The organism is Streptomyces sp. NBC_00316 (genome assembly GCF_036158715.1).
Lineage (GTDB): Bacteria > Actinomycetota > Actinomycetes > Streptomycetales > Streptomycetaceae > Streptomyces.
In genome coordinates, this window is sequence record NZ_CP108023.1 from 2,636,739 (window position 1) to 2,649,500 (window position 12,762).

Consider the following 12,762-nt stretch of genomic DNA (forward strand, 5'->3'; position numbering starts at 1 on the left):
CCACGCCAGACTCCACCGTGTCCCTCCCGCAGGGGTTGACCGTATCGCTCGGGCCTTAACTGGGAGCTTGCCCAGATCCACATTGGCTCACCGCCACAGCCCACCGTCGACGGGTGACCATGCGGACGTCAAATCGTTGAAACGTACCAGGCCGCAACGGACCGGGGTGCAACCTCCAACGGTTGTCCCTCATCCCTCTGTTGGGAAGCCCACACTTGTCCGCTCACCGACCACTTCCTGGTCGCCCTTGCCCGAAGTCGGCCCTCGTGTACCCGGAACAGAGACCGAGCGTCTAGCCTGGCAGGCGAATCGAAGCGGCGAGAAACGGGCACAGGACTCGGGGAAGCGACGAGACACCATATGGGGAGTGCTGTGATCACCGCGCGCGCGGCCGCCACCTTCGACCCGGTCGGCCGCTCGGTCGCGACCGCCCGCACCTTCGTGCGTGACACCCTGCAGGGCTGGGGTTACACCGACGTCGTCGACGACGCGGTCGTCCTCACCAGTGAACTCGTGACCAACGCGGTGGTGCACGCGGGCACCGCCGCCGACGTGCTCTGTCTGCGTACGGAGGACGGCGTCCGGGTCGAGGTCTCCGACCGCTATCCGGAACGCGAGATCCCGCTCCAGAGCACCGGTCTGGACTTCGGCAGCCCGGACCGTGAGAGCGGCCGGGGGCTGCTGCTCTGCGCAGCGCTCGCTTCCCGGTGGGGCGTCGAGTACACCCCGGCCCACAAACGTGTCTGGTTCCAGCTCGATCTCCCGCAGCGACCGGTGGGCATCCGCTCCGCCGGGCCCCTGCTCCCCACGCCTCTCCTCCCGGTCGCCGACGAGCGCGTCCGGGTCGCCGTCGTCCAGATCGACAGCTCCGGTTCGCTGGCCGCCTGGAACGATGACGCGACGTTCCTCTTCGGCTACACCGCGGACCAGGTCACCGGCAAGCAGCTCACCGACTTCGCGGCCTGGCCCCACACTCCCGGCACCAACACGGGCATCGCCGACGCGCTCCAGCTCTCCCGCTGGGAGGGGAGCTACGGAATCCGGGGCGCCGACGGACGCACCATTCCCGTCTACGCCTCGCACCTCAGAGTCCGCGACACCCAGGGCGAGCCGTCGACGGTCTGTCTGCTCGTCCGCGAATACGAGCGCGCCGTACTCCAGTCCCCGGTCCGCACCCCCGTCTCCGACACCGGCGCCGAGAACCGCACCACGGACCCGTTCGAAGTCTTCATCGGCTCCCCCGCCCCCGACGACCTGGACGGGCTGCTCCAGCGCACCGTCGAGCGGGCCCGGGACATGCTCGACGCGGATGCGGCCTTCCTGCTGCTGGCCACGGACGACGAGACGGAACTGGAGGTACGGGCCACTACCGGCCTGCCATCCGCCCGTCAGCGCTTCGCCCGGGTCCCCGTCGAAGCGGGCACCGGACGGTACGGTTCCGCCAGGATGCCCGCGGTCCACGAGGACCTCACCGCCGTTCCCGGCGCCGTCCCGCTGCTCGGCGGGACCGGTATGCGCTCCGTCGTCACCGTCCCGCTGAAGGTCGAAGGCCGCCTCACCGGCTCACTGGGCGTCGCCGCCGAAGCACCCGGCAGGTACACCAACGAAGAGGCCCTTCGCCTCCAGTTCGCCGCGGACCGCATCGCGCTCGCCGTCGAATCGGCCCGCCTCGGCGAACTCGAACGGCTCCGCCGCGGTTCGCTGTCTTTCCTCGTCGAGGCCTCCGACCTGCTCGCCGGCACGCTCGACCGGGACCAGACGCTGGCCCTGATGGCTCAGATGACCGTCCCCACCCTGGCCACCTGGTGCGCCGTCTACACGATCGCCGACCAGTCCTCGGAGCCGTACCTCTCCTACGTGCTCCACGAGGACGAGGAGCTCATCGACGGCCTCAAGGCCCTGCTCTCCAAGATCGCCCCGCCGGATCCCGTGCCGACGCCCGGCGCCCGGGTCTGGGCCGCCCCGTCCGAGGCGGCCCACGAGGCGGCGCTGCGCACCTCGATGCGGAGTCTCGGCCTCAGCGAGTCCACCGCGCTCGGCTCAGGCATCCGCTCCACGCTGGCCACCGCAGCCGCGGTGGGCGGCGAGACGGTGGTCCTCCCGCTCGTCGCCCGGAACCGCGTCATCGGCATGCTCACGCTCGGCAAGCCGTCCGACGACCACTTCCGCCAGGAGATCCTCGAACTGGCCGAGGACCTCTCCCGCCGCGCCGCCCTCGCCCTCGACAACGCCCGCCTCTACTCCGAGCGCATGGCGATCAGCCAGTCCCTGCAGCGCAGTCTGCTGCCGCCCGGCCTGCCCGACGTCCCCAATGTCGAGATCGAGGTCATCTACCGTGCGGCCGGCGAGGGCAACGAGGTCGGCGGCGACTTCTACGACGTCTTCCCGATCCGCGACGGCGCATACGGTTTCGCCATCGGTGACGTGTGCGGTACCGGTCCGGAGGCAGCAGCTGTCACGGGCCTCGCCCGCCACGCCCTGCGCCTGCTCGCCCGCGAGGGCTTCGGCGGCCCCGCTGTCCTGGAGCGTCTGAACGCCGCCATTCTCGACGAGGGTGCCCGCAGCCGCTTCCTCACCCTTCTCTACGGCGAGCTGTGGCCCCAGGAGGACGGCAGCGCGCTTCTGAAGGTGGTGTGCGCCGGGCATCCCCTGCCACTGCGCCTTCGGCAGGACGGCACAGTCGAGGCGGCAGCCGAACCGCAGCCGCTGCTGGGCGTCATCGAGGACCTCGAACTGTACGAGCAGACCGTCACCCTCGACCCGGGCGATGTGCTGCTGTGCGTGACCGACGGTGTGACAGAACGCCGCGAAGGCACCCGCATGCTCGGCGACGACGGTCTGGCCGATGTCCTCACCACATGCACAGGCCTCACGGCCGGTGCCGTGGCGGCCCGTGTCCTGCGGGCCGTCGAACGCTTCGCCGCCGAACCGGCCTCCGATGACATGGCCATCCTGGCCATGCGCGTGCCCGAGCCTCCTGCCGTCTGACCGCGTTTCATGGTGCGGGGCCTCTGACAGACTCCGCACCATGACATCGGAGATCATCACTGCAGCGTCCGCCGGCACGTGGGACCTCGGCGACCTGACAGTCAACCGCGTCGGCTTCGGCGCGATGCGCCTGACCGGCAGCGCCGCCTTCGACCTCGGCACCCCGAGCAACCGCGAGCAATCGATCAGCGTGCTCCGGCGCGCCACGGAACTCGGCGTGAACCACATCGACACCGCCGCGTTCTACTTCTCATCGATACGGTCCGCGAACGAGCTGATCAACCGGGCCCTGGCGCCGTACTCCGAGGACCTGGTCATCACCACCAAGGTCGGCCCCGCACGGGATCCCTCGGGCGCCTGGATCACTCCGGCCAGGCCGGACGAACTGCGCGGCCAGGTCGAGGAGAACCTGCGCCAGCTGGGCCGTGACCACCTCGACGTGGTGAACCTGCGCCTCATGGGCCAGGAATCGGTCTCCGAACACTTCGGCGCACTGGCCGAGCTCCGCGAAGCCGGCCTCGTACGCCACCTCGGCATCTCCGGTATCAAGGCCCGCCACCTCGCCGAGGCGCAGGCCATTGCGCCGGTGGTCTGCGTACAGAACCGCTTCGGTCTCGACTCCCGCACCACGGACGCCGACGACATCCTGCGGATCTGCGGAGAGCAGGGCATCGCGTTCGTCCCGTTCTTCGCCATCGCCGGCGAGGGACGCGAGAAGGGCGTACACAGCGCAGCCGCCGCGCCGGCCACCGACGACGTGCTGCTCGCCGTCGCCCGTGCCCACGGCGCGACGGTGGCACAGGTCCGGCTGGCCTGGACCCTGCATCAGGGACCGCACGTGCTCGCCATCCCCGGCACCGGTAATCCGGACCACCTCGTGGAGAACGTGGCCGCGGGTGCCCTGCGCCTCTCCGCGGACGAAGTTGCCCTCCTCGATTCGCACCACACGGGCGGATAGTGAATCCAAAGGTGTCGGACATGCGAAAGGCCCCCGCCGAGTGGCGGGGGCCCTTCGTGTTGTCTGAGCCCCAATACGGAATCGAACCGTAGACCTTCTCCTTACCATGGAGACGCTCTACCGACTGAGCTATTGGGGCCTGCTGCGCTGCGGCAACGAGGTAAACCATACCCCGAACCGAGGGATATTCATAACCGCCCCGAAGCGGGTGTCCGACACCTGTCATCGGCACCTGTCCCTGGGCTGCACATCCGGCACGTCCGGGCCCGGCCCGTGAACGCAGAAAAGCCCCGCACCAGAGGTGCGGGGCTTTCCCGGAATAATTGTTCGGCGGCGTCCTACTCTCCCACAGGGTCCCCCCTGCAGTACCATCGGCGCTGAAAGGCTTAGCTTCCGGGTTCGGAATGTAACCGGGCGTTTCCCTAACGCAATGACCACCGAAACACTATGAAATTAACCAACACCGGACAACAACACGGCCGTTCGTTATTTCAGAACTAACACAGTGGACGCGAGCAACTGAGGACAAGCCCTCGGCCTATTAGTACCAGTCAGCTCCACCCGTTACCGGGCTTCCACATCTGGCCTATCAACCCAGTCGTCTACTGGGAGCCTTAACCCCTCAAAGGGGGTGGGAATACTCATCTCGAAGCAGGCTTCCCGCTTAGATGCTTTCAGCGGTTATCCTTTCCGAACGTAGCCAACCAGCCATGCCCTTGGCAGGACAACTGGCACACCAGAGGTTCGTCCGTCCCGGTCCTCTCGTACTAGGGACAGCCCTTCTCAATATTCCTACGCGCGCAGCGGATAGGGACCGAACTGTCTCACGACGTTCTAAACCCAGCTCGCGTACCGCTTTAATGGGCGAACAGCCCAACCCTTGGGACCGACTCCAGCCCCAGGATGCGACGAGCCGACATCGAGGTGCCAAACCATCCCGTCGATATGGACTCTTGGGGAAGATCAGCCTGTTATCCCCGGGGTACCTTTTATCCGTTGAGCGACAGCGCTTCCACAAGCCACTGCCGGATCACTAGTCCCGACTTTCGTCCCTGCTCGACCCGTCGGTCTCACAGTCAAGCTCCCTTGTGCACTTACACTCAACACCTGATTGCCAACCAGGCTGAGGGAACCTTTGGGCGCCTCCGTTACTCTTTAGGAGGCAACCGCCCCAGTTAAACTACCCATCAGACACTGTCCCTGATCCGGATCACGGACCCAGGTTAGACATCCAGCACGACCAGAGTGGTATTTCAACGGCGACTCCACAACCACTGGCGTGGCTGCTTCAAAGTCTCCCACCTATCCTACACAAGCCGAACCGAACACCAATATCAAACTGTAGTAAAGGTCCCGGGGTCTTTCCGTCCTGCTGCGCGAAACGAGCATCTTTACTCGTAGTGCAATTTCACCGGGCCTATGGTTGAGACAGTCGAGAAGTCGTTACGCCATTCGTGCAGGTCGGAACTTACCCGACAAGGAATTTCGCTACCTTAGGATGGTTATAGTTACCACCGCCGTTTACTGGCGCTTAAGTTCTCAGCTTCGCCGACCCGAAAGTCAGCTAACCGGTCCCCTTAACGTTCCAGCACCGGGCAGGCGTCAGTCCGTATACATCGCCTTACGGCTTCGCACGGACCTGTGTTTTTAGTAAACAGTCGCTTCTCGCTGGTCTCTGCGGCCACCCCCAGCTCATGGAGTAAATCCAATCACCAGTGATGGCCCCCCTTCTCCCGAAGTTACGGGGGCATTTTGCCGAGTTCCTTAACCATAGTTCACCCGAACGCCTCGGTATTCTCTACCTGACCACCTGAGTCGGTTTAGGGTACGGGCCGCCATGAAACTCGCTAGAGGCTTTTCTCGACAGCATAGGATCATCCACTTCGCCACAATCGGCTCGGCATCAGGTCTCAGACTCATGTGTGACGGATTTACCTACCACACGCCCTACACCCTTACCCCGGGACTACCACCGCCCGGGCTGGACTACCTTCCTGCGTCACCCCATCGCTTACCTACTACCACCTTGGTTCAGCGGCTCCACCACTTTCCTTTCCCCGAAGGGTCCGGAACGGCTTCACGGCCTTAGCATTAATGGGCTCAGTATTGGGCGTTTCAAAGCGGGTACCGGAATATCAACCGGTTGTCCATCGACTACGCCTGTCGGCCTCGCCTTAGGTCCCGACTTACCCTGGGCAGATCAGCTTGACCCAGGAACCCTTAGTCAATCGGCGCACACGTTTCTCACGTGTGTATCGCTACTCATGCCTGCATTCTCACTCGTGAACCGTCCACAACTCGCTTCCGCGGCTGCTTCACCCGGCACACGACGCTCCCCTACCCATCCGTACTCCCGTTGGGGATATATGTACGAATGACACGACTTCGGCGGTACGCTTGAGCCCCGCTACATTGTCGGCGCGGAATCACTTGACCAGTGAGCTATTACGCACTCTTTCAAGGGTGGCTGCTTCTAAGCCAACCTCCTGGTTGTCTCTGCGACTCCACATCCTTTCCCACTTAGCGTACGCTTAGGGGCCTTAGTCGATGCTCTGGGCTGTTTCCCTCTCGACCATGGAGCTTATCCCCCACAGTCTCACTGCCGTGCTCTCACTTACCGGCATTCGGAGTTTGGCTAAGGTCAGTAACCCGGTAGGGCCCATCGCCTATCCAGTGCTCTACCTCCGGCAAGAAACACACGACGCTGCACCTAAATGCATTTCGGGGAGAACCAGCTATCACGGAGTTTGATTGGCCTTTCACCCCTAACCACAGGTCATCCCCCAGGTTTTCAACCCTGGTGGGTTCGGTCCTCCACGAAGTCTTACCTCCGCTTCAACCTGCCCATGGCTAGATCACTCCGCTTCGGGTCTTGAGCGTGCTACTAAAACGCCCTATTCGGACTCGCTTTCGCTACGGCTTCCCCACACGGGTTAACCTCGCAACACACCGCAAACTCGCAGGCTCATTCTTCAAAAGGCACGCAGTCACGACCCACATCCGAAGATGTGAGCGACGCTCCCACGGCTTGTAGGCACACGGTTTCAGGTACTATTTCACTCCGCTCCCGCGGTACTTTTCACCATTCCCTCACGGTACTATCCGCTATCGGTCACCAGGGAATATTTAGGCTTAGCGGGTGGTCCCGCCAGATTCACACGGGATTTCTCGGGCCCCGTGCTACTTGGGTGTCTCTCAAACGAGCCGTCAATGTTTCAGCTACGGGGGTCTTACCCTCTACGCCGGACCTTTCGCATGTCCTTCGCCTACATCAACGGTTTCTGACTCGTCTCACGGCCGGCAGACCGCAAAAGAGAGATCCCACAACCCCGCATGCGCAACCCCTGCCGGGTATCACACGCATACGGTTTGGCCTCATCCAGTTTCGCTCGCCACTACTCCCGGAATCACGGTTGTTTTCTCTTCCTGAGGGTACTGAGATGTTTCACTTCCCCTCGTTCCCTCCACACTGCCTATGTGTTCAGCAGCGGGTGACAGCCCATGACGACTGCCGGGTTTCCCCATTCGGACACCCCCGGATCAAAGCTCGGTTGACAGCTCCCCGGGGCCTATCGTGGCCTCCCACGTCCTTCATCGGTTCCTGGTGCCAAGGCATCCACCGTGCGCCCTTAAAAACTTGGCCACAGATGCTCGCGTCCACTGTGCAGTTCTCAAACAACGACCAGCCACCCATCACCCCACCCTTACAGGTGAGTTCACTGGGGCCGGCAACCGAAGGAACAGACTCAAACGAGCCCGTACCCTCAGATACCCAACAACGTGCCCGACACGACCCCTCACGATTCACGTTCCACGCCGAAGCAGTACTAGTGATCCCGAAGAACCGTGCCGAATAGTCAACGTTCCACCCATGAGCAACCACCGTCGAACATTTGCCGACGTAGTGGCCTCTGACCAAGCAAGCTTGGTAAGAAGTGCTCCTTAGAAAGGAGGTGATCCAGCCGCACCTTCCGGTACGGCTACCTTGTTACGACTTCGTCCCAATCGCCAGTCCCACCTTCGACAGCTCCCTCCCACAAGGGGTTGGGCCACCGGCTTCGGGTGTTACCGACTTTCGTGACGTGACGGGCGGTGTGTACAAGGCCCGGGAACGTATTCACCGCAGCAATGCTGATCTGCGATTACTAGCAACTCCGACTTCATGGGGTCGAGTTGCAGACCCCAATCCGAACTGAGACCGGCTTTTTGAGATTCGCTCCGCCTCGCGGCATCGCAGCTCATTGTACCGGCCATTGTAGCACGTGTGCAGCCCAAGACATAAGGGGCATGATGACTTGACGTCGTCCCCACCTTCCTCCGAGTTGACCCCGGCAGTCTCCTGTGAGTCCCCATCACCCCGAAGGGCATGCTGGCAACACAGAACAAGGGTTGCGCTCGTTGCGGGACTTAACCCAACATCTCACGACACGAGCTGACGACAGCCATGCACCACCTGTATACCGACCACAAGGGGGGCACCATCTCTGATGCTTTCCGGTATATGTCAAGCCTTGGTAAGGTTCTTCGCGTTGCGTCGAATTAAGCCACATGCTCCGCTGCTTGTGCGGGCCCCCGTCAATTCCTTTGAGTTTTAGCCTTGCGGCCGTACTCCCCAGGCGGGGAACTTAATGCGTTAGCTGCGGCACCGACGACGTGGAATGTCGCCAACACCTAGTTCCCAACGTTTACGGCGTGGACTACCAGGGTATCTAATCCTGTTCGCTCCCCACGCTTTCGCTCCTCAGCGTCAGTAATGGCCCAGAGATCCGCCTTCGCCACCGGTGTTCCTCCTGATATCTGCGCATTTCACCGCTACACCAGGAATTCCGATCTCCCCTACCACACTCTAGCCTGCCCGTATCGACTGCAGACCCGGGGTTAAGCCCCGGGCTTTCACAACCGACGCAACAAGCCGCCTACGAGCTCTTTACGCCCAATAATTCCGGACAACGCTTGCGCCCTACGTATTACCGCGGCTGCTGGCACGTAGTTAGCCGGCGCTTCTTCTGCAGGTACCGTCACTCTCGCTTCTTCCCTGCTGAAAGAGGTTTACAACCCGAAGGCCGTCATCCCTCACGCGGCGTCGCTGCATCAGGCTTTCGCCCATTGTGCAATATTCCCCACTGCTGCCTCCCGTAGGAGTCTGGGCCGTGTCTCAGTCCCAGTGTGGCCGGTCGCCCTCTCAGGCCGGCTACCCGTCGTCGCCTTGGTAGGCCATCACCCCACCAACAAGCTGATAGGCCGCGGGCTCATCCTTCACCGCCGGAGCTTTCAACCCCGTCCCATGCGGGACAGAGTGTTATCCGGTATTAGACCCCGTTTCCAGGGCTTGTCCCAGAGTGAAGGGCAGATTGCCCACGTGTTACTCACCCGTTCGCCACTAATCCACCCCGAAAGGCTTCATCGTTCGACTTGCATGTGTTAAGCACGCCGCCAGCGTTCGTCCTGAGCCAGGATCAAACTCTCCGTGAATGTTTTCCCGTAATCGGGACGACACACACGAGAGCGGAACAACCGGTCGGAATAAGACCGGTCGTTCACAGCGTCCTCGCTGTGTAAATTGCCCACCGGAACCACAAGGGCCCGGCAGGACTTTCAAAGGAACCACCAACCTGCCGAAACAGGCCGGGGTATCAACATATCTGGCGTTGACTTTTGGCACGCTGTTGAGTTCTCAAGGAACGGACGCTTCCTTCGTACTCACCCTCGCGGGCTTTCCTCCGGGCTTTTCCCTTCGGTCTTGCGTTTCCGACTCTATCAGACTCTTTCGTGTCCGATTCCCAGTCAGCGGGTTTCGCTTTCCAGGTTTCCGCTTTCGCGTTTCCCTTTCCGGCGGTTCCAACGTTACCAGACTCTTTTTCGCTTCCGTTTCCGGTTCGAATTTGATTCCGGCGGCCTTTGGAGTGGCCTTGCCTTTCGACGGACCGACTTTATCAGAAGTTCTGAGTCGGAATTTCCGTCCTGTACGGGGTGGCCTCGGCGCACACGTGTGCGCGGCGCTTCCCGGTCAGGCGGAGAGCTAAACGTACTGGAGCGGGGCGCCCCGATGCAAATCGAGGGCCCCGCTCCGGAGTTCACACCTGTCGGGGTCAGACCTCGACGACGACGGGAAGGATCATCGGACGCCGACGGTAGGTGTCGGAGACCCACTTGCCCACCGAGCGGCGGACCAGCTGCTGGAGCTGATGGGGCTCCACCACGCCGTCCTGTGCCGACTTGTTGAGCGCCTCCTCGATCTTCGGCACGACGGCGGTGAACGCCGCGTCGTCGATACCGGAGCCGCGGGCCTGGATGTAGGGACCACCCGTGATCTTGCCCGTGGAGCTGTCGACCACGATGAAGACCGAGATGATGCCCTCGTCACCGAGGATGCGACGGTCCTTGAGCGAGGTCTCGGTGACGTCTCCGACCGAGAGGCCGTCGACGTACACATAACCGGCCTGGACCTTGCCGACGATCTTGGCCTTGCCGTCGACGAGGTCGACGACGACGCCGTCCTCGGCGATGACGATGTGGTCCTTGGGTACACCCGTGAGCGCGCCCAGTTCGGCGTTGGCCCGGAGGTGGCGCCATTCGCCGTGGACCGGCATCAGGTTCTTCGGCTTGCAGATGTTGTAGAAGTACAGCAGCTCGCCGGCCGAGGCGTGGCCCGAGACGTGGACCTTGGCGTTGCCCTTGTGGACGACGTTGGCGCCCCAGCGGGTCAGGCCGTTGATCACGCGGTAGACCGCGTTCTCGTTGCCCGGGATCAGGGACGACGCGAGGATCACCGTGTCGCCCTGGACGATCCGGATCTGGTGGTCGCGGTTGGCCATGCGGGACAGTGCGGCCATCGGCTCGCCCTGGGAACCCGTGCACACCAGCACGACCTCGTCGTCCGGCAGGTCGTCGAGCGTCTTGACGTCGACGACCAGGCCCGCGGGAACCTTCAGATAGCCCAGGTCACGGGCGATGCCCATGTTGCGGACCATCGAGCGGCCGACGAAGGCGACGCGGCGGCCGTACTCGTGTGCCGCGTCGAGGATCTGCTGGATGCGGTGCACGTGGCTGGCGAAGCTCGCCACGATGATCCGCTTCTGGGCGTTCGCGAAGACCGTGCGCAGGACGTTGGAGATGTCCCGCTCGGGCGGCACGAAGCCGGGAACCTCGGCGTTCGTCGAGTCGGAGAGGAGAAGGTCGATGCCTTCCTCGCTCAACCGGGCGAACGCGTGCAGGTCGGTGAGACGGCCGTCCAGCGGAAGCTGGTCCATCTTGAAGTCACCGGTCGCGACGGCCATGCCCGCGGGTGTGCGGATGGCGACCGCGAGAGCGTCCGGGATGGAGTGGTTGACCGCGATGAATTCGCAGTCGAAGATGCCGATGCGCTCGCGCTGGCCCTCGGCGACTTCGAGCGTGTACGGACGGATGCGGTGCTCCTGGAGCTTCGCCTCGATGAGCGCGAGGGTCAGCTTGGAACCGATCAGCGGGATGTCCGGCTTCAGCCGCAGCAGGTACGGGACACCACCGATGTGGTCCTCGTGGCCGTGCGTCAGGACGATGCCCTCGACGTCGTCGAGACGGTCCCGGATCGTGGTGAAGTCCGGCAGGATCAGGTCGATGCCGGGCTGCTCCTCCTCGGGGAAGAGCACACCGCAGTCGACGATGAGCAGGCGGCCGCCATACTCGAAAACCGTCATGTTGCGGCCGATTTCACCGAGGCCACCGAGCGGGGTGACCCGGAGGCCGCCCTTCGGGAGCTTCGGCGGGGTGCCGAGTTCGGGGTGCGGATGACTCAAAAGACTCTCCTTACCACGCGCGCCACGTACCGCTGAGGCACGTGGCGCGCATGTCATTCGTGCACTTGCTGTTGTCTGTGTTCTCGCTGTTGCGAGCGTTCTTCGCGTATTCAGTTGTGAAGTCTGTGGTTACAGCTGTACCCCACCGGCGGCGAGATCGATCTTGAGCTGAGCCGTTTCCTGCGCGGTGAGTTCCACCAGAGGAAGGCGCAGCGGGCCCGCGGGCAGACCCTGGAGGGCCAGCGCCGCCTTGGTGGTGATCACGCCCTGGGTACGGAACATGCCGGTGAAGACCGGCAGGAGCTTCTGGTGGATCTCCGTGGCCTTCTGGACGTCGCCGCCGAGGTACGCCTCGATGAGGGCGCGCAGGTCGGGGGTGACGACATGGCCGACGACGGAGACGAAGCCGATGGCGCCGACCGAGAGCAGCGGCAGGTTGAGCATGTCGTCGCCGGAGTACCAGGCGAGACCGGACTGGGCGATGGCCCAGCTGGCGCGGCCCAGGTCGCCCTTGGCGTCCTTGTTGGCGACGATGCGCGGGTGCTCGGCGAGCCGGACCAGCGTCTCCGTGTCGATCGGCACGCCGCTGCGGCCGGGGATGTCGTAGAGCATGACCGGCAGACCGGTGGCGTCCGCGACGGCCGAGAAGTGGCGGAAGAGGCCCTCCTGCGGCGGCTTGTTGTAGTACGGCGTCACCGCGAGGAGGCCGTGGGCGCCGGCGCGCTCGGCAGCGCGGGCCAGTTCGGTGCTGTGGCGGGTGTCGTTGGTGCCGATGCCGGCGACGACATGGGCCCGGTCCCCTACCGCTTCCAGGACAGCCCGTACGACCTGGTCTTTCTCCGCGTCGCTGGTGGTCGGGGACTCGCCGGTGGTGCCGTTGACGATCAGGCCGTCATTGCCTGAGTCCACCAGATGGGAGGCGAGCCGCTGGGCACCATCGAGGTCGAGCGCACCGTCCGCCGTGAAGGGCGTGACCATGGCGGTGAGGACCCGCCCGAAGGGGATCTGCGGAGTGGAGATCGGAGCCATGGGTAACACGCT

General features: G+C 63.5%; 4 protein-coding genes, 1 tRNA gene and 3 rRNA genes. 2 read left to right on the top strand and 6 right to left on the bottom strand.

Features of this window, described 5'->3' with window-relative positions; translation table 11 throughout:
- Window positions 1–360 precede the first annotated feature (360 nt).
- Together OG878_RS11625 and OG878_RS11630 are read left to right on the top strand one after the other, a co-directional pair.
- The gene (locus OG878_RS11625; RefSeq protein WP_328886717.1) at window positions 361–2,988 is read left to right on the top strand and encodes a SpoIIE family protein phosphatase; all 2,628 of its coding nucleotides are present in this window, start codon (window positions 361–363) and stop codon (window positions 2,986–2,988) included.
- A 40-nt stretch (window positions 2,989–3,028) separates the two neighbouring features.
- Window positions 3,029–3,946: an aldo/keto reductase gene (locus OG878_RS11630; RefSeq protein ID WP_328886718.1), complete on the top strand. Its 918-nt coding sequence runs from the start codon at window positions 3,029–3,031 to the stop codon at window positions 3,944–3,946.
- Window positions 3,947–4,012: 66 nt separating this feature from the next.
- Here OG878_RS11630 and OG878_RS11635 read toward each other — a convergent pair.
- The 6 genes from OG878_RS11635 to dapA all read right to left on the bottom strand — a co-directional run bounded on the left by OG878_RS11635 (window position 4,013) and on the right by dapA (window position 12,750).
- Window positions 4,013–4,085 (bottom strand) — tRNA-Thr (locus OG878_RS11635).
- 186 nt (window positions 4,086–4,271) lie between these two features.
- A 5S ribosomal RNA gene (gene rrf / locus OG878_RS11640) occupies window positions 4,272–4,388 on the bottom strand.
- Window positions 4,389–4,467: 79 nt separating this feature from the next.
- Window positions 4,468–7,589 (bottom strand): 23S ribosomal RNA (locus OG878_RS11645).
- 303 nt (window positions 7,590–7,892) lie between these two features.
- Window positions 7,893–9,418: ribosomal RNA gene (locus OG878_RS11650) — 16S ribosomal RNA — on the bottom strand.
- The 16S, 23S and 5S rRNA genes sit together here with 1 tRNA gene alongside, the layout of an rRNA operon.
- Window positions 9,419–10,035: 617 nt before the next feature.
- Entirely contained in the window at window positions 10,036–11,721 is a 1,686-nt protein-coding gene (locus tag OG878_RS11655) for a ribonuclease J (protein ID WP_328886719.1), read from the bottom strand.
- A 129-nt stretch (window positions 11,722–11,850) separates the two neighbouring features.
- Window positions 11,851–12,750, bottom strand: a complete 900-nt coding sequence (gene dapA / locus OG878_RS11660) for a 4-hydroxy-tetrahydrodipicolinate synthase (RefSeq protein ID WP_328886720.1) — start codon at window positions 12,748–12,750, stop codon at window positions 11,851–11,853.
- Window positions 12,751–12,762: the final 12 nt, after the last annotated feature.